Raw genomic sequence first — 21669 nt, 5'->3', positions numbered from 1 at the left:
CCGCGGCGGGGTTTCACCTATTTCATGAGACTGACGCACCGCTGCCCACCCTCATTGGCCGCGCGGCAAGGCCGCTGCAACGCTGGGGTAAGCAGAACACGACGTCAATCACAGAGGACGTTCTCATGTTGGATCGCATTATTGCGCACACGCCGCTGGGCCAGGAGCAGCTGCTGTTCCGCTCACTGGACGGCATCGAAGCGCTTTCCACCCCTTTCGACTTCTCTATTGAATTGCTGAGTACCGACGCGCGGCTCGATCGCAAAGCGCTGCTCGGCCAACCGCTGACGCTGGAGATCCCGACTCAGGGCTTTCTCAGCGCCCCGCGCTACCTGAACGGCAAGATCACCGCCATCGCCGTCAGCAGCGAAGAGATCGGCGGCACCCGCTACGCGGTGTATAGCCTGCACGTGCAGCCGGATCTGTGGCCGATGACCAAAGATCGCAACTTCCGCATCTTCCAGGAACAGACGGTGCCGCAGATCGTCAAGACCCTGTTGGCGGAGCACAACATGCAGCTGGAAGATCAGCTGACCGGCGACTATCGCCTGTGGGGCTACTGCGTGCAGTACAACGAAAGCAGCTTCAACTTCATCAGCCGCCTGATGGAGCTGGAGGGCATCTATTACTATTTCAAACACGAGATGGGCAAACACACGCTGGTGCTCGGGGATGCGCCCCACCACCACCAGCCCTATCCCGGCTACGAGATGATCCCCTATCACCTGACGCCGTCCGGTGGCAGCACCAGCGAGGAAGGCATCAGCCAGTGGACGTTGTCCGATCGCGTCACGCCGGGCATCTACAGCCTGGACGACTACGATTTCCGCAAGCCGAACGCCTGGCTGTTCCAGGCGCGGCAAAACCCGGTCTCGCCGACGCCGGGGCAGATTGACGTCTACGACTGGCCGGGCCGCTACACCGAGCATCAGCAGGGGGAGTTCTACGCCCGCGTGCGCCAGGAAGCCTGGCAGGCCGAACATCAGCAGATCCGGGGCACCGCCACCGCGCTGGGCATCGCTCCCGGCAGCACCTTTACGCTGTATAACGCCCCGCACGCCGACGACAACCGCGAGTACCTGACGCTGCAGGCCAACTACCATCTGAAAGAGAACCGCTATGCCAGCGGCGACGATCAAAGCAGCGAACACCGTATCGACTTCGTCGTGCTGCCGGCGGACGTGCCCTGGCACCCGCCGCAGCAGGCCACCTGGCCGAAAACCCACGGGCCGCAGACCGCCCGGGTGGTCGGCCCGGCCGGCGAATCGATTTGGACCGACAAATACGGCCGCATCAAGGTGAAATTCCACTGGGACCGCTTCGGGCCGAAGGACGACGGCAGCTCTTGCTGGGTGCGCGTCTCCAGCGCCTGGGCCGGTCAGGGCTACGGCGGCGTGCAGATCCCGCGCGTCAACGACGAAGTGGTGGTGGACTTTATCAACGGCGATCCGGATCGGCCGATCGTTACCGGGCGCGTTTATAACGAAGCCAGCATGCCGCCGTGGGCGCTGCCGGCCGCCGCCACCCAGATGGGCTTTATGAGCCGCACCAAGGACGGCACCGCCGACAACGCCAACGCCCTGCGCTTCGAAGACAAGGCCGGCGCCGAACAGGTGTGGATCCAGGCGGAACGCAACATGGACACCCAGGTCAAAAACGATGAGAGCCACACCATCGATAACGACCACACCCACCTGGTGGGCGGCAACCAGATCAAACGGGTGGTGCTCAATCAGGCCACCGGTGTCAAAGGCGATGCCTCCGCGCTGACCGGCAAAACCCGCAGCGACGCCGTGGTTAACGCCTTTACCCTCGGCTCCGGCGAATCGCTGCGGCTGGAGTGCGGCGAAAGCGTGATCGAGCTGCTGGCGAACGGCCAAATCAACATCACCGGCACCAGCTTCAATATCACGGTGAAAGAGGACGGAGAGATCAATACCGGCGGCCAGCTGGATCTCAACCAGCCCGGCGGCGCCGCACGCACCGCCGCACCGGGCGGCGGCCATCAGGCGGCGATCCAGAACGCCGTCGATCAGCTGTTCCCTAAAGAGTAGCCAAGTGGTACGCCGGGAAAGCCGGTTAACGCAGCCTCTCGGGCGGCGGCAGCGGCGCCGGCTAAACCGGCTGCCGCTGTAACCCCTTTTGGCAACGAGGTGAATGAGCTGGCGGCAAAGTCACCGACGTTGAGTCAAAACAACGGGCTGAATCTGTACCGTTCATCGATTCAGCCTTCCTTCGCATTAACCCACCCTCACCACTTCTTCACCGTCTGGTAAATATCGAGGTCGAAATAGCCGTCGGCTTCGCAGTCGTTGAGATAGTGTTCGTAGCTCACCCCCTCAACCGGCTGGTAGCCGCTGGCCGGCAGCAGCTTCTGATAGAACTCGCCCCACACCCGCTCGAAGTCGCCATCGCTGATGCGCACGTGGTAAACCGCATACTGCCCGGCGGGCAGCGTCTGCACGGTAACGCCCTCGCTGCCCGCCGGCAGCGCAAAATCGTCCGCGACGCTCATCACCACGTCGGCGCGCAGCTTTTCCGGCGCCACTTCCGCCGGATCGTCCCAATACAGCACCAGCCATTTGCCGAACGGCACGCCGTGGCGCTGCCGCCATGCCAGCAGTTGCTGCGAGCCCTGCGGGATCGTCTGTGGATACGGCCCCACGACTCTGACCCCCACCACCTTCTCCGCCGCCTTATCGATAATCCTCACGCTCATCGCCCTTATCCTCCCACGTTATTTCAGGCGCCAATTTCGGTGCGCACGTCCAGCAACTCGGGGAAAAAGGTCAGGTCCAACGCCTTTTTCAGGAAGCTGACGCCGCTGGAACCGCCGGTGCCCGACTTAAAGCCGATGATCCGCTCCACCGTTTTCATATGGCGGAAGCGCCACAGGTGGAAACTCTCTTCGATATCCACCAGCTTCTCCGCCATTTCATAGGCTTCCCAGTAGGTTTGCGGATTGTCGTAGATCACTTTGAACGCCGGCAGCAGATCCGGGTTGCGCTGGTAGGGCTGCGTCCAGTCGCGCTCGAGGCACTCCTGCGGGATCGGCAGGCCGTGGCGCGCCAGGTACAGCAAGTATTCGTCGTACAGGCTCGGCGCTTCGAGGATCGCCTTCAGCGCAGCGTGCTTTTCCGCATCGCTGCTAAACACCGCCAGCATCGCCGCATTCTTGTTGCCGAGCAGGAACTCGATCGACCGGTATTGGTGCGACTGGAAGCCCGACGAGCTGCCCAGTACGTCGCGAAACTCGACGTATTCCGACGGCGTCAGCGTTTCCAGCACCGCCCACTGTTCGAACAGCAGCCGTTGGATCTGTTTGACGCGCGCAAGGATTTTGAAGCAGTGGCTGAGTTTGTCCTGCTGCACCAGCCGCACCGCCGCTTGCAGCTCGTGCAGCATCAGCTTCATCCACAGTTCGGAGGTTTGGTGCTGTATCACGAACAGCATTTCGTCATGATGCGGCGGGTTGGAGAGCGGGTGCTGGCAGTCCAGCAGCGAGTCCAGGCACAGGTAGTCGCCGTAGCTCATGCGTTTGGAAAAATCGGTGACAATCGCGCTTTCTAATTCCCGTTTGTTCATCTGTGATCTCCGTTGCGCCCAGCGCCCCATCGGCCTGGAACGTGCCGCAAAGAGAAAACAATAGTACAGAACCCGCCGCCCCGAAGGGCGATAAACGAGAGGTGCTTCGCAGATCTCACTCATCTGCGCCGCCCCTCTCGCCCCGCTTTACCCTATCAACCCAAACAGATCGTTGAGCGACTCGCTCATGGTCGGATGGGTAAACAGCTGATCGCGCAGCCGGGTATAGGGCAGCCCGGCGTCCATCGCCGTTTTGACGATGTTGATCATCTCGTGGGCATCGCGGCACAGCAGCGCCACGCCGAGGATCTGGCCGGTCTGCGCATCGACCACCGCCTTCAGCAGGCCGCGCGTGTCGCCCAACACGCGGGCGCGCGGGATCGCCGCCGCCGGCAGCGTGGCGACCTTAATGTCGCGCCCCTGCTGCCGGGCCTGATCTTCGCTGAGGCCGATGCGCGAGAAGCTGGGTGTGATGAACACCGAGTAAGGCACTGCGCCGCGATCGGCCGTGCTGCGTTTACCCGCGCCGAACAGGCTGTCGCGTACAATGCGGAAATCGTCCAGCGAGATATAGGTAAACTGCGGCCCGCCGTTGACGTCCCCCAGCGCCCAGATATGCGGCACGCTGCTGCGCAGCTGCGCATCCACCCGCACGGCCCCACGCTCATCCGTCTCAACTCCGGCGCGCGCCAGCTGCAAACCGGCGGTGTTCGGCACGCGCCCGGCCGCCACCAACAGCGCATTGAACGACTGCACGCCGCCCTGATGCACCACCTCAACGCCCCCTTCCACATCGCGCACCTGCTTCACGCCGGCGTTAAACGTGAAGCTCACCCCGGCGTCGCTCAGGATTTGCTGTATCGCCTGCGCCATATCGCGGTCTTCCCGGCCGAGCAACGCGCCCGCCTCTTCGAATACCGTTACGGCGCTGCCGAACTGCGCGAACATCGAAGCGAACTCCAGCCCGATATAACCGCCGCCGATAATGCCCAACCGCGCGGGCCGCTGCGTCAACTGCAGCAGGCCGGTGCTGTCGTAACTCCGCTGCGAACGATCCAACCCGTCGATCGCCGGCCAGCGGCTGACGGCCCCGGTGTTGATGAAGATGCGCTCGCCGCTCAGCACCTGCGTTCCCGCCGCACCCTGCACGCTGATGCGGTGCGGATCGATAAACTCCGCCCGTCCGTCGATCACCGTGACCGGTTCAAACCCCGCCAGGTTTTGGTAGTTTTTCTCCCGCAGCAGACCGGTCACCTGCCGCTTACGCGCCATCGCCTGGCTGAACGCCTGTTCGCCCGGCCCGTGAAGCTCGGCATCGTGCACCAGCGTTTTGGTCGGGATGCAGCCGATGTTGATGCAGGTGCCGCCATACATCTGCGCCGACGCCTCCACCATCGCCACGCGCCATCCCTGCCCGGCCAGAAAGGCCGCCAGCGTTTTGCCGGCCTTGCCAAAACCGATGATAATCGCCTGATAATCGTACATTGTGTCGCCTCGTCTCGTGATGTTTATCGCCGTTCTATCAGCGTATTGCGGCCTCAACTAACCGCTCCAGCGGCCTCAGCGCCGCGATCTGTCGTTCGTCGGCCCCGGCGCTCCGTTTCAGACTTTCCGCCGGGTGGTAGCTGACCTGCGTTTTGCCCCGCTCGTCTTGCGCAATCAGCACCCTGAACGGCAGATCCAGCGCCAACGCCGGCCGCGCCAGCATCAGCGGCGTGCCCGCCAGCGGGTTGCCCAGCACCAGCACCGCGGTGGGTGGCATCGTCAGATGATGCTCACGCGCCGCTCTCGCGTGATCGAACTCGGCAAACAGCGTCACGCCCTTCTGCTCGGCCGTGCTGATAATGCGCTGACGCGTTTCCTGATAAGCGTAGGCGCTCTCTACCGTTCGGGTTTCTTGCCCCATTGTCCCCTCCGCCACTGCAGAACAGGCCAGCAGCATCAGGCTGCCGGCCACGGCCCGGTTCATGACGCTCATGCGACCTTCCCCCGCCACTGTTTCTCGAGCACACTGCGCGCCGAATCCGCCATGATCATCACCGCGCCCGCCAGCATCAGCGTGTCCTTCAGCACCAGGCGCCCGGCGCCGGAGAGATAAGGGAAGCCGTGATGCGCATCGCCCAGCGCGGGCACCCAGGCCTCCGGGGTGGTGATCAAAAAGGTCAGCGTCACCAGCGGCGTGCAAAAGGAGAGCATGCCGCCCAACAGCCCCAGCCATTTGGAGAACGGGTTGGCGAGCACCAGCAGCGCGATCGCCACCTCCACCACGCCCAGGCCGTTGGAGAAGCCATAGGTATTGTTGGCCTGCTGCCAGGCGCGGGCGGCGAGGTTCAGTTCGCCTTCGTGCGTCAGGTGCGCCTGATAGTCCTGCGGCATGTCATAGAAAAACGACATCAGCGGGCTGTTGGCGACGAACGGCGTGATGCTGTCCGCTTCGTAAGGGATGAATTTGAGCAGGCCAATCCATAAGAAGACGATGGCGATGCTGAGGCGAATCAGCGTTAATCCCAGCTTGTCGCCCTTGCTCAGAAAGAATAGTATTTTCATTACCGGCTCCATGTCATTGATAACTCATGCATCGTAGCGGCGCCCTCCGCATCGCTGCACTATCGAACCGATCTTAGTGCTTCGCATTACGCCGGCCCATTGCCGAAACAATCAGCTTCTTAGCCAGGAGTCTCAAAATGGATCCGCTCAGCCAACTGTTGATGCTTAACGACATGCGCGGTTACGTGGCGCGTGATTGCCATTTCAGCGGCGAGTGGCGCTCGCAGCATGCCGCCGGGGAGTGGAGTCAGATCCGCTGGCACATGGTGCTGGCGGGCAGCTGTCGGCTGGAGATCCCCGGCGGCCGCCCGGTACCGCTGGAGCAAGGCAGCCTGCTGTTCTTGCCGCACAACTCCGCCCATCGCCTGCTGCCGGAGGGGGCCGACAGCGCCACGCACCTGCTGTGCGGCATGCAAATCTTGCCGCACAGCGCATCGCCGCTGCTGGCGAGCCTGCCGGAATGTTTGCTGTTCAACAGCCGCCAACAGGGGCAGTTGACGCTGCTGCAGGCGACCGGCCAGCTGCTGAGCGATGAGTTCAGCCAACAGGGCCAGGGGCACAACGCCATTGTCAGCCAGACCATGGCGCTGCTGTTCGCGCTGGCGATCCGCGCCTGGCTGGCCCAGCCGAATCAGAGCGGCAATCTGGTCGCCGCGTTGCTGCATCCGCAGTTGGGCAACGTGGTTGAACAGATGCTGCGCCGCCCGCAACACCCCTGGACGCTGGTGGAACTGAGCGAACGGGCCCATATGTCGCGCGCCAACTTCGCCCGCGTCTTTCGTCAGGTCACGCAGCAAACGCCGCTGCAGGCCCTCACCGCCATCCGCATGCAGCTGGCGGCCCGGCTGCTGGCGCGCCAGGCGTTGCCGCTGAGCCGTATCGCCGAACAGGCCGGCTACTCGTCGGAGGTGGCGCTGCATAAAGCCTTCACCCGCCACTTCGGCCTGACGCCGGGAAAATTCCGCCAGCAGGCCGCCGAGACACCGCCGGACATTTGCCCCATCTCGGCATAACCTCCCGCCCCGCCTTACTGTTTAGTAAACAACGCGGCCGCCGCCTGACGATTCTCACAAATGCGCGATCCCATGCGCGCGGTGCCCCGGTTGTGGCTTGCCTGCGGCCGGCTTCCCTTATAGATTGCAGGCTAACGGCAGGCAGCAAGGTATCGGCAAATGGCAAATATTCGTGATGTCGCACGGTTGGCCGGCGTGTCCATCAGCAGCGTGTCGAACCTGCTGAATAACCGCAGCCACCAGATGAGCGCGCAGACCCGTGAGCGCATCGAACAAGCGATGGCGACCCTGGGATACCGGCCGGCCCGGGCGGCGGCGTTGCCCGCACCGCAGGCTAAGATCATCGGCCTGCTGCTGCCGTCGATCGTCAACCCGAGCTTTTCGGCGCTGGCGCATGCGATCGACGGTGCGGCGCGGGCTCACCGCTACCGCGTCTTGCTCGGCAACGCGTACCGCCAGGAACAGGAAGAGGCCGCGTTTATCGACGATATGTTCCTGCATGGCGTGCGCGGCATCATCGTGGCGGCGAGCGACATTCGCCAGACCCATTTTGTTCGGGCCGCCGAGCGGGGCATGAAGATCGTCAGCTACGACAATCCGTTTCCCGAACGGGCAGCCATCGATACCCCGCTGTTCGACAGCGTCTCGATGGACAATGTCGCCGCCGGGCGCCTGGCCGCGCAGCACCTGCTCGAACGCGGTTGCCGACACATCGTGTTCGCCACCGAAGCGACGCTCACCGTCGGGCGCAGCCACAAAATCGACGGTTTTCTGAGTGCGCTGGGGCACAGCCTGAGCGAACGCCAACGGGTGATCGAAGGCAAAGCCAACAGCGCCTACGGCGACACGGAAATGTTTGAATTGGGGCTGACGCTGGCGCCGCGCGTGCTCGCGCTGACGCCGCGCCCGGACGGTATCGTGGCGATTAACGATGCGCTAGGCATCGGGCTGATGGTGGGGGTGCGCGCCGCCGGCGTCCAGGTACCCGCAGACATCTCGGTGATCGGCATCGATAATATCGCGCTGGCCGGCCTGGCCGAACCGGGGCTGACGTCCGTCAGGCCGCCGCTGGCGGAGATGGCGCAGCTGATGGTCGAGCGCCTGATCGGCCGCATCAACAATGATGCGCAACCGCCCGGCGAGTTTCTCTTCCCGCCGACGGTCATCAGCCGGCGCTCGGTCAAAGCCGCCGGCTAACTGAAATAACAGCGTCTTCCCAGGCGATGCGCAGCGGCATCGTCCGGATCGGTGTCAGCCAAAAACAAAGGAAAAGGCCGTCGCGCTTAAGGGATGCCCGCGCCTCAATGAATCAGCGTCGTGCCGTTATTTAACGTTCAGCTCAGGGTTATGGGCCGGGCCTCTATTATTCCGATTAACCACATTGGAAATATCAAAATGAAAATAAGCAAGCCGCAGGATATTGAACGCAGCGCTATCAAGAAATTGACGCTGCATATTGTCCCCCTCATGATTTTATTGTATTTCCTGGCCTTTCTCGATCGCAATAACATGGCCTACGCCGCCAAAGCGCTGGAAGATAACCTGGGCCTGACCGCCTCGGCCTTCGGCTTCGCCTCCGGGATTTTCTTTATCGGGTATTTTCTGTTTGAAATACCCAGCAACGCCGGCACCATTAAATTCGGCCCGCGCATCTGGTTCGCCAGAATATTAATTTCCTGGGGCATCTTCGCGACCCTGCTCGGCTTTGTACGCACGCCGCTGGAGCTGTATATCTGCCGTTTTATGCTGGGCGTGTGCGAAGCCGGATTCTTTCCCTCGGTGGTGTATTACTTCACGGTGTTCTTCCCGGAAAAATACCGCACCAAAATTCTCGGCATGTTCATCATCGTCCAGCCGCTGTCCAACGCCGTCGGCTCGCCGATTTCCGGCTTTATTCTCAATATTCAGCATGATTGGTTCGGGTTCGCTCCCTGGCAGCTGCTGTTTATCCTCGAAGGGCTGCCGCCGATCGTCATCGGCCTGCTGATCCCGTTCCTGATCAAGAACTCGCCCAAGGACGTCGGCTATCTGAACGTGGAGGAAAAGGCCTGGCTGATGAGCAACGCCGGCCGCTCCAAATCCGGCTCTAAAATCACGCTGGGCGACTTCCTGAAAGGGATTAAAAACAAGAAATACCTGCTCTACGCACTGCTCAACTTCGGCATGGTGTGCGGCATTTATGGCTTCGGCACCTGGCTGCCGTCGATCATTACCGCCCTTTCCGGCAGCGATATCTTCCGCGTTAGCCTGCTGGCGCTCATTCCCTACGGACTGGCCGCGCTGCTGGTGTACCCGTGGAGCCTGTGGGCCAGCAAAACCAAAAAGCTTGGCGTGTTCGCCGGCCTCAGCATGGTGGTCGCCGCTATCGGCCTGATGGGGGCGGTGACATTTTTTAAATACGATCCGCTCGTCGCGCTGTCGTTCCTGTGCATCGCCGCCATCGGCATCTACACCGCCGTACCGCCGTTTTTATCCATGCCCGCCAACATTTCCACCGGCGCGGCCGCGGCCGCCGGGCTGGCGGTGGTCAGCTGCATCGGCAATATCGGCGGCTTCGTCGCGCCTTATGCGGTGGGCGTATTGAACGATCTGACCGGCAGCAGCGCGCCGGGGCTGTTTTTCCTGGCCTCGTGCCTGCTGGCCACCGGGTTGATCTGCATTTTCTACTGCGCGAAACAGCGTGAAGGCGTCATCAATGCTTAACGAACAATAAGGAGTCAATCATGGGCGATCTTGCAGGCAAAAAGGTCTTTATCACCGGGGCGGAACAGGGCATCGGCCGCGCCACCGCAGAGCGGCTGATCAAGGCCGGTTGCGACATCTATTTTCACTATCACAGCGACGAAAGCGGCCCCAAAGCGCTGGTGGCGCTGGCCCATTCATTGGGGCAAAAGGCCGCTTACGGCTACGCCGATCTCATCGATACCGACGAAACGCTGCGCTGCGTCTCGGCCGGCGCCGAGTTTCTCGGCGGCATCGACATTCTGGTCAATAACGTCGGCGGCATCGTCGGGCGCAAATGGTTGGGCGAGATCGAGCGCGCCTTTTGGCAAACCGTAATCGACGTGAACATGACCACCATGCTGAACGTGACCCAGAGCGCGCTGCCGTTCCTGAAGGCGGCAAACGGCGCCAGTATCGTCAACCTGGCCTCGCAGGCCGGCCGCGCCGGCGGGCACTCCGGCTCGCTGGTCTATTCCGCCACCAAGGGTGCGGTGCTCACCTGGACGCGCTCGTTGGCAGCGGAGCTGGGTGAATACGGCATCCGGGTGAACGCGGTGGCGCCCGGCCTGATCCTCGGCACCCGTTTCCATAATCGCCACACCACCCAAGCATCGGCGGAGGAAACCGTTCGCGCCATTCCGCTGGGCCGCGCAGGCACGCCGGACGACGTGGCGCGTGCCATCGCCTTCCTGGCGGCGGAATACGACGGCTTCATCTCCGGCGCTACCCTCGACATCAACGGCGGCATCTACCGCATGTAGTTCAACCGCGGGCGGCACGGCTGCCGCCCTTTCATTCAGGAATCGCTTTATGATCAAATCCGCCATCACCCACCCGCCGCTGCTCGCCGCGCTGGCGCAATGCGGGCATAAGACCCAGGTGCTGATCGCCGACGGCAACTACGCCTGCGTGACCCACGCGCCGAAAGACGCCACCGTGGTCTATCTGAACCTGGCGCCCGGCACACTCGCCGCCCCGCCAATCCTGGAAAAACTGCTGGCCTGCATCAACGTGGAAAGCGCGGCGCTGATGGCCTGCCCGCCGGACTTCACCAACACCATCGAAGCCGAATACCGACAGCTGCTGCCGGCGCATTGCCCGGTAGAACACCTGCCGCGTGAGGATTTTTATGCGGCGGTCAAATCGGATCGGACGCTGCTGGTGATCGCCTCCGGCGAACAGCGCCGCTTCGCCAACCTGCTGCTGACGGTGGCGCCGGTGGTGTGACACGCGAATTATTTTTCGTCTGAAAACGTCCCCAACCGCACCACCGGAATGTCCGCCAAGCGAGTGGTGTAGGCCGGCGACAGCATGTCGCGCTTCATTTGCCACGGCTTGACGATCCCCTGCCCGGCGAACCACACGCGCCCGCGTCCTTCCTGATTCAGGCGATCGAGGGTCGCCATCAGCCGCTCGCTGTTGCGGCGCGGCGGGCAGTCGTCGAACAGATCGATCTGCGCCATGGCGGCGGCGCTGAAATCCCCCAGCACCACGCCGCCCTTCAGGTAACGCCGCCCTTCCTGCCAGATGCTCTCCAGCGCACGCACCGCCATGGCGATGATGTCGCGGCTGTCGTTGCTCGGCGTTTGCAGCCGGGCGGTGCCCATATTGCTGTAATACCCCTCGCCCGCCGAATGCGGGCTGGTTTTGATAAACACCGACACGTTGCGGCAGTAGCGCTTTTCCTGCCGCAGCTTTTCGGCGGCGCGTTCGGCATAGCTGCAGATTGCCTCACGCATATGCGGGTAGTGCGTCAGCCGCTGGCCGAACGAGCGGGAGCAGATGATCTGCTCTTTGGCGGCCGCCTCATCTTCCCACCGCAGGCACGATTCGCCGCGCAGCTCGCGTATCGTGCGCTCCAGCACCACGCTGAAGGTTTTACGCGCCAGCCGGGTATCGCAGTCCGCCAGCTGCAGCGCGGTGTGAATGCCCATCGCCTGCAGCTGGCGAGTCAGGCGGCGCCCCACGCCCCACACCTCTTCCACCGGGATCAACGCCAGCAGCCTGCGCTGGCGCGCCGGATCGGATAAATCTACCACGCCGCCGGTGCCGCGCCATTTCTTGGCGGCGAAGTTGGCCAGCTTGGCCAGCGTTTTGCTCGGCGCAATGCCGACCCCGACCGTCAAATGCAGCTCGCGCCGGATGCGATCGCGCACCCGCTGGCCGAACGGCTCCAGCGCTTCGCAATGCGCCACGCCGTCCAGCCGCAGAAAGGCTTCGTCCAGCGAGTAGATCTCCACCGCCGGTGCCATCTCTTCCAGCGTGTCCATCACCCGGCGGGACATGTCGGCGTACAGCGCGTAGTTGGAGGAGAACACCGCGACGTTGCGGCGGCGCATCTCCTCTTTGATTTTGAAATAAGGCGCGCCCATCGGCACGCCCAGCGCCTTCGCCTCGGCGCTGCGGGCGATCACGCAGCCGTCGTTGTTGGACAGCACGATCACCGGCCGCCCGCGCAGATCGGGCCGAAAGATGGTCTCGCAGGAGGCATAGAAGCTGTTGACGTCTACCAGGGCGAACATGGTTGCCGACCTTTCATAGTCAGTGGGTTGTTATTCATAACGGCACCAGATTACTGTTCATGCATACAGTATTTGTATTTTTCTGGCGACGATCAAGTAGAAACCACCCCATCGCTGCTATCCGTTTGATGCGCTTTGGCTTTTAACTCAGCCTCCGTTTACCTGGAGCCGAGTTTTTCATTAACGGCGAACTTCACGCAGATCGAAACGAATCGGAATGGTCACGCTGAATTCCGCCTGCCCCGCTGCGATCTCGTTGCCGGGTGCAGGCAGTGGAGAAGCGCGCTGCGGTAAGTGAAGCGCCTCCCGATCCAGCGAAGCAACCCCACTCGATCGCAATAGCTTCACGCCCAGCACGTTCCCCTGTCGATCCAACGTCACGGCAACCTGAACAATACCCTGGCGCTGCTGGCGTACCGCCAGAGCCGGGTAGCGTTTGAAACGGCTCAAATGCGCCAACAGCAGGCCGCTCCAGACCGAGGCATCCTGGCTCGGCTGCGACGCCACGCTGGTTTGCGGTGCGGCAACACGCTTTCCATCCAGAGACGGCGGCGCGCTGGTGCTTGATGCTATTGAGCTTGCAGACGCTATTTTTTCCTGTTCCTCCTGCCTTGGGCGCGGCGGTTCCGTTTTCGGTCTGATGGGATCGTTCCGTTGCCCTTTAGCCTTGCTCTGCCGCTCCGTCGCACGCGGCGCATGAATCAGCGGAGGCATCGCCGCCTCCGGTTCCCGATTGGCCTGCCGTTGCGCCACCGCCTGCACCTGGCGCACACCGGTCGGCATCGGCTCTGCATTGGGGGTCGATTCCGCCTGCTCGGCAACCATCATCAACACCATCGGTTGCGCCGCGGGCAGCAACGGTGGCACCAGGTGATAACCAAGGCCAAGCAACAACGCACCATGCAGACCCAACGCCAACACATTGGCGGTAGCCCAGCGCAATCGCCCGCCTGTAGGCGGTAAAGATAAATCGGCAGGTAATACGTTGTGATTCAACATGGAAAACGATACTCAGGTTAAGCGTGAAACCGACCAACGTACGCAACGGTCACGACGGTCGGGGCATGTCAGAAAAGTCGTTTAGGCACGCGGTACCGGGCAGGGAAAGATAAAAAAACAGGCCAATCAAGAAGAAAAAATACAAATAGCAGAGTAAAAAACTTTAGGATACGGTGATGAAGTATTTTGACAGCATATTTATCCTAACCGGCAGCGCACCGGGCAGAGCCGCAATGACGCGCTCGGGGTCAGCCAGCGGAAACGCGCCGGAGAGCCGCAGGCCGGCGACCTCCGGCCGGCAGCGAATAACGCCCTGACGATAACGCCCCAGCTCCATCAGGAAGTCGTCCAACCGCATGTTGTCGGCCAACAGCATGCCTTGCCGCCAACCGGGCTCTTGCGTCACGCGATACGGTTCGCCAATGCCTTGCCGGCTTAATCTGCCGCCCTGACCGGCGTTGAGCACCGCGTTCCGATGCGCCGGCGAAAGGATCGTGACTCGGCCAAGATAAACGGCGATATCACTGTAGGTTTCCCACAGGCGAACGCTGAAGCGAGCAGCCTGCGCCACGATCTCGCCCTGCGGCAGCCTCACCGTCAACGCGCCGCTTTCCGGCGGCAGATTCACCATCATTTCGCCTTCCAGCAATGCGGCCTGCTGACGGCTGACGTTGACCGCCGTTTGCGTGTTCAGCATCAACTGCGCGCCATCCGCCAACGCGACGGTTTGCTGCTCCCCCACCGCCGTGCGGTAATCCGCCAGCCAGGGGCGCCATGGCAGCGCGCCAGAACCGATGCCAACCGTCCCCACCACGCCGATGGCCGCCAGGCTTCTCAGCAACCGACGGCGCTGTGGGTTTGGCAACTGCGACAGACTACGCTGCGCCGCCGCCCCGTTAAGCAGAGAAAAACGGGATGAAAACGCGGCGATATGCCGCCAGGCGCGTTCATTTTCCGGTTTCGCCTGATACCAACGCCGCCAGTTTTCCCTATCCGCGTCGCTTGCCTCTTCCGACATCAGCTGGGTTAACCAGGCGGCGGCCTCACGCGCGCTCTGCCGATCGATATCCGATTCCATCATGGGCTCCGCACTTGCCGTTACGCCGCCAATGCAAAGAAACAGTGCAAATTGGCACGCTGCAGATATTGTTTCACCGAGCTGCTCGACACCCGCAAACGTTCAGCGATGTCGCAATAGCGCATGCCCTGCAGGTGCGCCAACAGGAAGGCCTCACGGACGTGCGCCGGCAATCCGTCCAACGCCTGATCCAACTGTTCGAGCATTTCGAGGGTTTGTTGACGGACTTCCGGCGAGGGAGCCTCGATCGCCGGCAGCTCGCTCAAGGCCTGCAGATAGCTCTCTTCGATTGTTTTACGCCGGTAATAATTCGCCACCAGCCGGCGCGCCACGGTCGCCAGGAAGGGGCGTGGTTGCCGAATGGCAAGCAACTGCGGGCTCAGTAAAATACTGATGAACGTATCCTGCGCCAGGTCTTCGGCGTGATGCGCGCACCCGACCTTCTGTCTCAGCCAATGGCATAGCCAACTGTGGTGCTCAAGGTAAAGCTGTTGAGCAAACCCGTTGGCTGCCGCGGCCTCTTTCCTTGCCATTCGGTGACACCAATTGATAATGAGATTGAAAATGATAATTATTATTATTTTAAAAATGTAACTTCTGTGTCAAGCGATTGCTGATGATTTATAAACGGCGAAAAAGTAGGGAAATACGGGAGAGAAAACGTGAAAAGGGGCCGAAATGGCCCCTGTCAGCAGGATATTCAGAAACGTTGGCTAACGCTAAACTTGATGTTACGTCCTACGCCGGACACCGATTCGCCCAGGTAAGGGTAATAATCACGGTTGAACAGGTTGTCCACCGCGACGCGAGCTTCGAAGCCCTGCAAACCGCTGGGCTGCCACGAGGCGAACAGGCCGTGCAATGCATAACCCGACGTTTTCGGCAGCGCCCAGACAACGGCCATCGGATCGCCGTCGGCCGGTGAACGATCCTGTTTACGCACAAAATCGCCGGTCCAGCCGAAGGCCATGTCCCACTGCGGCACTTTCATGCCCAGCATCGCGTGTGCCGTAACGGGTGGAATTTCGGCAATCCAGGTTTCGCTGCCCCACGGATCGCGTGGTGAAGCGTCGCGTTTGCCGCGAATCGAGGAGAACGACAGGCTGCCGAACAGGCTTTCGCTGTCATAAAACGATTCGAGCTCCACGCCCTCAATGGTATAGCCCGGCAAGTTGCGATAGTTCGACAACGGTTGCCCACATTGGCCACCGTGCCGTGCGGCGTCGCACACTACGCCGCGACGATAGAAAATCTCGTCCTTGCCACGATTGCGGAACAGCGTAGTGCGGATCTGCAGGCTGTCCCGCGCCATCAACACATCGTTGAAGTCCAGCACCGCGCCGAGGCGAACGCCCGTCATGCGCTCCACCTGCAGGCCGCGGCTGGTGCCGGGCACGCTGGAAGCGGCGTATTGCACTTCGTACTGTTCGTCGATCACCGGAGCGCGCCAGGTGCGGCTGACGTCGGCAAACAGGGACAGATTCGACGTCGCTTTCCACATCACGCCCAAATGCGGCGACCAGCCGGTATAGGTCACGCTGCTGTAATCATGGCCCACGAGCGGATCGCTGTCGTTATAGCGCGGAGCTCGGTTCGGTTGCCCGGTGTTGGTCACGTGATCGTAACGCACGCCCGGCGTCACGGTCAGGCTGCCGAAGCTGACCGCATCCTGCAGATAAACGCTGCGGGTTTCCTGTTCGCCCGCCGGCATGTAATACGGCTGGAAATAGCCGTAGTTGTAACTGGCGTTTTTCACCTGTGATGGGTAATACATCAGGGTATCCCGCTGATGTTTATGCCAACGCGCGCCGAGCAACAGCTTGTGTTCCAGCGGCCCGCTGGCGAAACGGCTTTCATTGCTGACGTCAAACTGCCGATCGGTATAGTTCACCCAGCTTTCATTGCCCAACGTACCGAGATAGCTGAACTTTGAAGCGGAATCCGGCCGCTTGTCATGCTGCTCTGTCTTCGAATAGGCGTAAGACAGCGTCAGATTCAGCAACGGCTGCGCTTCCGGCGCCAGATTCCATTTCACCGAGTAATTGGTGTCTGTCTGGTCGCGATACACCAGAATGCGGCGCCACGCTTCTTCCCGGCCATATTTATCGATATCCGCCTGGCTGGGCGCGGCGATATCGTCCCGCTTGGCGGCAAAAGGCTGCCAGCCATCGGAATCGGAGCGCATCGCCGACAGCGTCAGCGTTTGCGCCTCGCTCAGATAAATATTGGTTTTTAACAGGTAGGAAGCCTGATCGTTGGCGGAATAGGCAAAGCGCGTGCCGTCCGGCCGCTTCAGGTTGCCGCCGTCACGCTTGCTCATGTAGATCAAACCGTCGGCAAATCCTTCCGGCGTACGGCCGTACAACGCGCCGCTGTAAATGCCCTGGCGATCGTTGGTGTGGTAGCTGTACTTCAGCAAGCCGCCAAAATCTTCGCCCGGCAGCAGCATATCCCCGGCATCTTTGGTCTCCAGCGTAATGGTCCCGCCAAAGCCGCCATTGCCGTTCAACAGATTGTGCGGCCCCTTATCGACCTCAACCTTTTTCAGCAGTTCGGGTTCGATGAATACCGAACCCTGCCGATATTTCTCAAATCCCTTCGGCGCGCCGTCCAGCACCACCTTCACATCTTCCATGTCGCCCATGCCCCAGATATTCAGGCTTTGGCCGCCCGGGCGCGGCGATCCCGCCATCCCTACGCCGGGCAAGCGATCAAGCAAACTGGCGATGTTATCGGCCTGCACGCGTTCGATGTCTTCTTTATCCAGCACCGAACGGCCGGCGGCGACGCTGTCGGACAAACCGCCGACCACCGACAGTTCCGGTATCGTCAACGGCTGAACCGGTCCGGCGTCGACCAACCGATATCCCTGTGCGGTTTGCTGAGCGCGCAATCCGCTGCCCGCCAACAGCGTATTGAACGCGTCGGTGAGGCGATAATGTCCCTGCAGGCCCGCGGTGCTTTTTCCACGCGTCTGTTCGGGCGTGAAAATCACTATCACGCCGGCCTTAGCGGCCGCCGTCTGCAAGGCGGGCGCCAGGTCACCGGCGGGTATGGCGAAGGAAAGGATAGCGGGCTGTTCGACCGCTGAGGGTGGTGCCGACGCACCGGGCGCCGCCATCGCGGAGGTGAGCATGCCCGATAGTGCGCATCCTATCCCGATAGCGACGCGTTTCCCGGTCATGCGTTTGGCTGATGTGAACGTACGCCCTGCGCCGTTCTTGTTTTTTATGGCCATGAAGGATTCCCCTGAGTGTATTGAACTGGAAACTCAGTAGAGAGGTCACGCCAACGCAAAGATCGGGCAGAAAAAAATGAAAAAAAAGCCGAAGTCACCGTGCCGCGTAGACGATAAAGGTCACCACGCCGAAGATCTCCAGCTGCGCCTCGTCGTCGAACACGATCGGCGCGTAAGCGGGGTTCATCGGCAACAGCCGCACGTCGGGGTGGCGCTGCAGTTTTTTGACGGTGAATTCGCCATCCACCGCGGCGATCACGATATTGCCGTGCTCCGGCGTCAGGGCGCTGTCGACGATCAGCAGATCGCCATCCTGGATATTGCCGTCGATCATCGACTCGCCGCTGGCGCGCACGAAGTAGGTGGCGTTGGGGTGCCGCACCAGCAGCTTGCCGATATCCAGCCTGCTCTCGACATAGTCCTGCGCCGGGGAAGGAAAGCCGCAGGCCACGCGATCGGCAAACAGCGGTAACGTCAGGGGGTCACCTGGTGAAAAAGCATACAACCTTGAATTGCTCAGCATAATCATAACCAAACTGTATATTTATACAGTAAAGCATAAACAAAATGCGAACGCGTGCAACCCCCTATCCCCCTGCTGATCGCGCTTTTCCGCGTAATATAATAATTTTCTGAGTGATTTTTCCTGCAGCTTTTGGCGTTCTTCGCGTGTGTTTACACACATGATACCCACCAAAACTGTGGATAATGCAGCACTCAGACCGTTGGCGTATCGATGGGCAGGATGAGTGAGGGATTGTCATTGCGAACGGCGCCGACGGCGGGCGATACCGGTTGCCAGACGAAATCCTCTGCCTGCAGGCTGTACACGTCAGCCTGCATTTGACCAGAGGGCGGGACTAAGCGGGTGTCGAGCCAGTCGCGTGCGGCCGTCGGTCTCTGCTGCGTACAGCGCCGCAAAGGACAGCGGCAGGCCTTGCCTCAGCAAGAGCCCACGGGAGGAACGGCGGACGGCCTTACAAAATGACGCCAATAAAATTGCGACTGGCAATGGCATCAATGGGACGGCCAGAGACGAAAGTCAGTACGTTATGCCAGGAGCTTGGGATAACCCGACAAACGCTGTACCGCCACATTTCCCCTGATGGTCCACTGCGAGCTGACGGTATAAAGCGGCTCAACCGGGGATAATTTTAGCGGACGGAAAAATCTGGAGTTCCGGCGTAGAACCCCGAATAAGGAATAATCCTTAATTCATTTCAGGATTATTAATTCCATCTAAAACCTCTTGGCAATATTCTTTTTTATAGGCTTCATCATTACTTAATGACTTAACCAAAAAATCAGCATTTTTCCAACCATTATCCCAATGCGTATCGAATCCTGACTGTTCATACTTTAATGTTCTAGTTAATGAGTCTTTTATTTGTTTTTTATATTTATCAATTTTCTCATTGGTTGCCCCACAAACATCATGTGCAACACGAGCATTTGAGCCAGAAAAACCTATTGCTGAAATTGCCATCGCTTCATTTGATTTGTCGAAATCATTCGCATATGCCACAGCATTAGATAAAGCGAATATGACAAGAGCAGGTATGGTTTTTTTGTATGAAATCATCTTTCACCTCTAACTCATTGATTGTTCATGGGGTCAGTTTGGATATCGAAAATTATTGTACATTAAGGCTGCTTTTTAATCAGTCTCAACTTCTTTATAGAAGGCCTGAATGCGACAAACTTGGGAAGTACTGTAGCCTGTCGCGTCTGCTGTTTCTCGGATGCTCAGTTTCTTAATCTGTCGGTAGTGCCTGATCCATCCTGCTCGCTCCATCTCACCGCTGGCGCGCACGAAATAAGTGGCATTAGGATGGCGCACCAGCAGCTTGCCGATATCCAGCCGGCTCTCGACATAGTCCTGCGCCGGTGAAGGAAAGCCGCAGGCCACACGATCGGCAAACAGCGGTAACGTCAGGGGCTCACCTGGTGAAAAAGCATACAACCTTGAAGTGCTCAGCATATTCATAATCAAACTGTATATTTACACAGTAAAGCATAAACAAAACGCGAACGCGTGAAACCCCCTATCCCCCGTCAGAACACAGTTTGACGCGTAATATAATAATTTTCTGAGCGATTTTTTTTTACGCCTGCTAACGGTTTCACTCTGCCTTGCACACACGTTATCCACTAAAACTGTGGATAACATGCTGAGTTGCAGTGGCGTCTTCAGAACATGCGCCGTCGCCTCACCGCTCCGCCGCGGCCAGGCAAAAACGATGCACCGCTTCAACCATCTGATCGAGGCCCGGCTGCTCGAGGGGATAATGCCCGGCGTTCTCGAGCATCACGGTGGTCACCGGCACCCGCCGAATGCGCCGCAGAAACAGTTCGCTCAGGTGCAACGGCGTCCAGCGATCCTGCGCCGGCTGCGTCAGCAGGATCGGGCAAACGTCGAAATCTTCCGGCTCAATGGCAGGCGCGTACGCCGCGTACGAGGCTAAAAAGCGCATCGTCACCCAGGCCCCCGCCGACGTGTCGTCCGCCAGACATGCCTTAAGCGCCGCCTTGTCATTGACCAGCGCATGCATCTTGCTCGCCAATGCCATCGGCATCGCCATCCCGGCCAGCGGCGTAGCGGCCACCAGCCGCGCCAGGGGAATGCCCAGGCGGCTCATCATTCGATTCAACGCCGTCTCGTCGCGCACCTGTTGTTCACGCTGATCGAGAAACGTCATGCCGACAATGCCTTTCACCTGCCGGTTCAGCGCTGCCACGTGGTAGGTCTCCATCCCACCGGCGCTCAGGCCGTACAGCACAATGGGGCGCGCATCCCTCGCCCGTTCCGCGTCGATCAGATCGCTGCCAATCTGCACCCAGTCGTCGTAGCGCACGCGCCGCCGTTGCCCGCCCGTCTGCGTCATGCCATATCCCGGCATGTCTACGGCGATCGTCTCTATTCCCCGGTGCGCCAGCGGCGCCCCCAGGATGGTCGACATCTGCCGGCCGTTGGTACCGACGCCATGAAACAGGATCACCTTCACCGGCGCCTCGGGGCGACGGTAGCAATCGAGATGGATGCGATACTGCCGCCAGGGCCACCACGTCTCTGTCGGTTCTTCCCCCGGCTGCAGCCGGAAGCTTTCCGGCAGGAATCGCTGAATGTCCTGCCAGTGAGATTGATTGGCGTAATTACCCATACGAAACCTCTCGTGATACTTGGTTGCCGGGATGAAAATCCGTATAATCCAACAAATGTCGGATTAATAAAATACAACTTATGTCGGAAAAAGCGATGCCGCAAGTAAAAAAAAATGCGCGCGTGCCGGTTCAGGAACGCGCGGCGGCGCGCATGGCCAAAGTGCTGAGCGCCGCCGAACAGATGCTCGCCACCCTTGGGCCGGAAAAAACCTCCATTCCCGCCCTGGCGGAAGCGGCCGAAGTGCCGCGCGCCGCAATTTACCCGTTCTTCCCGGACAAGTACGCGCTGTTTTCGCATCTGGCTCAGACCCATATGGAGCAACTGACGCAGGCGCTGCGCGCGTCGGGGCTCGAGACCGCCGGCAGCTTGCAGGATTGGGTGGATGCCGCCGTGTTGGCCACGGCCCGCTACTACAATGCGCATCCGGCGGCGAGCGTCTTGCTGCTGCGCGGTGCGTTCGCCGAACCCGAAAACCAGGCTCACGCCGCCAAAAACCTGACGATCGGCGAGATGTTCCGGGCAAAAGTACGAGACCTGCCCGAACTCGAGACGCTGCCGTCGGAGCCCGACGTCGTTCTGATCGCCATAGAATTGGCGTTTGCCTGCATGAAATATGGTTACGCGCGGGAAGGCACCGTCTCTGCGGCCATTTGCCGCGAAGCGACGCGGGCGGTCATCGCCTATCTAGGCCAGTGGCGCACCGCGCCGTAAAGCAATGGCAGAGGTGCCCCGTTTCGCCCTGTTCAAGGGCGCCATCTATGATAAAATCCAGTATCACTCATCAGACTCTACTCTGACGC

Annotated in this window: 20 protein-coding genes and 2 pseudogenes; 7 read left to right on the top strand and 15 right to left on the bottom strand. The window is 60.4% G+C overall.

Features of this window, described 5'->3' with window-relative positions; translation table 11 throughout:
* The first annotated feature begins 125 nt into the window (after positions 1–125).
* Entirely contained in the window at positions 126–2054 is a 1929-nt protein-coding gene (locus ACUXAC_RS04085) for a type VI secretion system Vgr family protein (protein ID WP_454266509.1), read from the top strand.
* Positions 2055–2251: 197 nt separating this feature from the next.
* On the opposite strand, the gene sbmC is transcribed toward ACUXAC_RS04085, so the two are convergent.
* The 5 genes from sbmC to rclC all read right to left on the bottom strand — a co-directional run bounded on the left by sbmC (position 2252) and on the right by rclC (position 6132).
* Positions 2252–2719, bottom strand: coding sequence for a DNA gyrase inhibitor SbmC (gene sbmC, locus ACUXAC_RS04080; RefSeq protein WP_041035676.1), 468 nt, complete (start codon positions 2717–2719; stop codon positions 2252–2254).
* Positions 2720–2742: 23 nt separating this feature from the next.
* A complete protein-coding gene (kynA, locus tag ACUXAC_RS04075; RefSeq protein WP_025303311.1) occupies positions 2743–3585 on the bottom strand; it encodes a tryptophan 2,3-dioxygenase in 843 nt (280 codons plus the stop codon).
* Between the two features lie 147 nt (positions 3586–3732).
* On the bottom strand, positions 3733–5070 hold the full coding sequence (gene rclA, locus ACUXAC_RS04070; protein WP_454266507.1) for a reactive chlorine resistance oxidoreductase RclA: 1338 nt from the start codon (positions 5068–5070) through the stop codon (positions 3733–3735).
* Positions 5071–5107: 37 nt separating this feature from the next.
* The gene (locus ACUXAC_RS04065) at positions 5108–5491 is read right to left on the bottom strand and encodes a DUF302 domain-containing protein (protein ID WP_387441906.1); all 384 of its coding nucleotides are present in this window, start codon (positions 5489–5491) and stop codon (positions 5108–5110) included.
* A gap of 68 nt (positions 5492–5559) precedes the next feature.
* Entirely contained in the window at positions 5560–6132 is a 573-nt protein-coding gene (gene rclC, locus ACUXAC_RS04060; RefSeq protein WP_089186115.1) for a reactive chlorine resistance membrane protein RclC, read from the bottom strand.
* A gap of 137 nt (positions 6133–6269) precedes the next feature.
* Here rclC and ACUXAC_RS04055 point away from each other — a divergent pair, with 137 nt between their 5' ends.
* The 5 genes from ACUXAC_RS04055 (at position 6270) to ACUXAC_RS04035 (ending at position 11096) form a co-directional block, all read left to right on the top strand.
* A complete protein-coding gene (locus tag ACUXAC_RS04055) occupies positions 6270–7145 on the top strand; it encodes a cupin domain-containing protein (RefSeq protein WP_387441517.1) in 876 nt (291 codons plus the stop codon).
* Between the two features lie 159 nt (positions 7146–7304).
* Positions 7305–8342 (top strand): LacI family DNA-binding transcriptional regulator, encoded by a 1038-nt coding sequence (locus tag ACUXAC_RS04050; RefSeq protein WP_387441519.1) that lies wholly within the window; start codon positions 7305–7307, stop codon positions 8340–8342.
* A gap of 270 nt (positions 8343–8612) precedes the next feature.
* Positions 8613–9848 (top strand): MFS transporter, encoded by a 1236-nt coding sequence (locus ACUXAC_RS04045; RefSeq protein ID WP_170310536.1) that lies wholly within the window; start codon positions 8613–8615, stop codon positions 9846–9848.
* A gap of 20 nt (positions 9849–9868) precedes the next feature.
* Entirely contained in the window at positions 9869–10630 is a 762-nt protein-coding gene (locus ACUXAC_RS04040; protein ID WP_060420684.1) for an SDR family NAD(P)-dependent oxidoreductase, read from the top strand.
* A gap of 49 nt (positions 10631–10679) precedes the next feature.
* Positions 10680–11096 (top strand): RbsD/FucU domain-containing protein, encoded by a 417-nt coding sequence (locus ACUXAC_RS04035; protein WP_159318140.1) that lies wholly within the window; start codon positions 10680–10682, stop codon positions 11094–11096.
* Between the two features lie 8 nt (positions 11097–11104).
* Here ACUXAC_RS04035 and umuC read toward each other — a convergent pair whose 3' ends face one another.
* The 10 genes and pseudogenes from umuC to ACUXAC_RS03985 form a co-directional block, all read right to left on the bottom strand.
* A complete protein-coding gene (gene umuC / locus ACUXAC_RS04030) occupies positions 11105–12391 on the bottom strand; it encodes a translesion error-prone DNA polymerase V subunit UmuC (RefSeq protein ID WP_060439694.1) in 1287 nt (428 codons plus the stop codon).
* 180 nt (positions 12392–12571) lie between these two features.
* On the bottom strand, positions 12572–13333 hold the full coding sequence (locus tag ACUXAC_RS04025) for an energy transducer TonB (protein WP_387441522.1): 762 nt from the start codon (positions 13331–13333) through the stop codon (positions 12572–12574).
* Between the two features lie 220 nt (positions 13334–13553).
* Entirely contained in the window at positions 13554–14471 is a 918-nt protein-coding gene (locus tag ACUXAC_RS04020; protein WP_149571178.1) for a FecR domain-containing protein, read from the bottom strand.
* Between the two features lie 17 nt (positions 14472–14488).
* Positions 14489–15001 (bottom strand): sigma-70 family RNA polymerase sigma factor, encoded by a 513-nt coding sequence (locus ACUXAC_RS04015; protein ID WP_047571520.1) that lies wholly within the window; start codon positions 14999–15001, stop codon positions 14489–14491.
* A 167-nt stretch (positions 15002–15168) separates the two neighbouring features.
* Complete coding sequence (locus ACUXAC_RS04010) at positions 15169–17706, bottom strand: TonB-dependent receptor (RefSeq protein ID WP_370592993.1); 2538 nt, start codon at positions 17704–17706, stop codon at positions 15169–15171.
* A gap of 94 nt (positions 17707–17800) precedes the next feature.
* Positions 17801–18235, bottom strand: coding sequence for a translesion error-prone DNA polymerase V autoproteolytic subunit (umuD, locus tag ACUXAC_RS04005; protein WP_047730422.1), 435 nt, complete (start codon positions 18233–18235; stop codon positions 17801–17803).
* 188 nt (positions 18236–18423) lie between these two features.
* Positions 18424–18603: pseudogene (locus tag ACUXAC_RS04000) on the bottom strand (SOS response-associated peptidase family protein); the annotation flags it as partial.
* Positions 18604–18916: 313 nt separating this feature from the next.
* Complete coding sequence (locus tag ACUXAC_RS03995; RefSeq protein WP_126181107.1) at positions 18917–19288, bottom strand: hypothetical protein; 372 nt, start codon at positions 19286–19288, stop codon at positions 18917–18919.
* 213 nt (positions 19289–19501) lie between these two features.
* Positions 19502–19693, bottom strand: a pseudogene (locus ACUXAC_RS03990) (DNA polymerase V); the annotation flags it as partial.
* Positions 19694–19916: 223 nt separating this feature from the next.
* On the bottom strand, positions 19917–20867 hold the full coding sequence (locus tag ACUXAC_RS03985; protein WP_387441526.1) for an alpha/beta hydrolase: 951 nt from the start codon (positions 20865–20867) through the stop codon (positions 19917–19919).
* 80 nt (positions 20868–20947) lie between these two features.
* Here ACUXAC_RS03985 and ACUXAC_RS03980 point away from each other — a divergent pair, with 80 nt between their 5' ends.
* Positions 20948–21580 (top strand): TetR/AcrR family transcriptional regulator, encoded by a 633-nt coding sequence (locus ACUXAC_RS03980; protein ID WP_060420660.1) that lies wholly within the window; start codon positions 20948–20950, stop codon positions 21578–21580.
* Positions 21581–21669 lie beyond the last annotated feature (89 nt).

This window comes from Serratia sp. 121840015-1 (assembly GCF_053627655.1).
Note: the sequence above shows the minus strand (reverse complement) of the source record. Positions and strands in the feature narration are given on the sequence as shown.

Coding starts and splice junctions, on each gene's coding strand:
- ACUXAC_RS04085 (WP_454266509.1), top strand. CDS start 126: ATGTTGGATCGCATTATTGCGCACACGCCGCTGGGCCAGGAGCAGCTG.
- sbmC (WP_041035676.1), bottom strand. CDS start 2,719: ATGAGCGTGAGGATTATCGATAAGGCGGCGGAGAAGGTGGTGGGGGTC.
- kynA (WP_025303311.1), bottom strand. CDS start 3,585: ATGAACAAACGGGAATTAGAAAGCGCGATTGTCACCGATTTTTCCAAA.
- rclA (WP_454266507.1), bottom strand. CDS start 5,070: ATGTACGATTATCAGGCGATTATCATCGGTTTTGGCAAGGCCGGCAAA.
- ACUXAC_RS04065 (WP_387441906.1), bottom strand. CDS start 5,491: ATGGGGCAAGAAACCCGAACGGTAGAGAGCGCCTACGCTTATCAGGAA.
- rclC (WP_089186115.1), bottom strand. CDS start 6,132: ATGAAAATACTATTCTTTCTGAGCAAGGGCGACAAGCTGGGATTAACG.
- ACUXAC_RS04055 (WP_387441517.1), top strand. CDS start 6,270: ATGGATCCGCTCAGCCAACTGTTGATGCTTAACGACATGCGCGGTTAC.
- ACUXAC_RS04050 (WP_387441519.1), top strand. CDS start 7,305: ATGGCAAATATTCGTGATGTCGCACGGTTGGCCGGCGTGTCCATCAGC.
- ACUXAC_RS04045 (WP_170310536.1), top strand. CDS start 8,613: ATGATTTTATTGTATTTCCTGGCCTTTCTCGATCGCAATAACATGGCC.
- ACUXAC_RS04040 (WP_060420684.1), top strand. CDS start 9,869: ATGGGCGATCTTGCAGGCAAAAAGGTCTTTATCACCGGGGCGGAACAG.
- ACUXAC_RS04035 (WP_159318140.1), top strand. CDS start 10,680: ATGATCAAATCCGCCATCACCCACCCGCCGCTGCTCGCCGCGCTGGCG.
- umuC (WP_060439694.1), bottom strand. CDS start 12,391: ATGTTCGCCCTGGTAGACGTCAACAGCTTCTATGCCTCCTGCGAGACC.
- ACUXAC_RS04020 (WP_149571178.1), bottom strand. CDS start 14,471: ATGATGGAATCGGATATCGATCGGCAGAGCGCGCGTGAGGCCGCCGCC.
- ACUXAC_RS04015 (WP_047571520.1), bottom strand. CDS start 15,001: ATGGCAAGGAAAGAGGCCGCGGCAGCCAACGGGTTTGCTCAACAGCTT.
- ACUXAC_RS04010 (WP_370592993.1), bottom strand. CDS start 17,706: ATGGCCATAAAAAACAAGAACGGCGCAGGGCGTACGTTCACATCAGCC.
- umuD (WP_047730422.1), bottom strand. CDS start 18,235: ATGATTATGCTGAGCAATTCAAGGTTGTATGCTTTTTCACCAGGTGAC.
- ACUXAC_RS03995 (WP_126181107.1), bottom strand. CDS start 19,288: ATGATTTCATACAAAAAAACCATACCTGCTCTTGTCATATTCGCTTTA.
- ACUXAC_RS03985 (WP_387441526.1), bottom strand. CDS start 20,867: ATGGGTAATTACGCCAATCAATCTCACTGGCAGGACATTCAGCGATTC.
- ACUXAC_RS03980 (WP_060420660.1), top strand. CDS start 20,948: ATGTCGGAAAAAGCGATGCCGCAAGTAAAAAAAAATGCGCGCGTGCCG.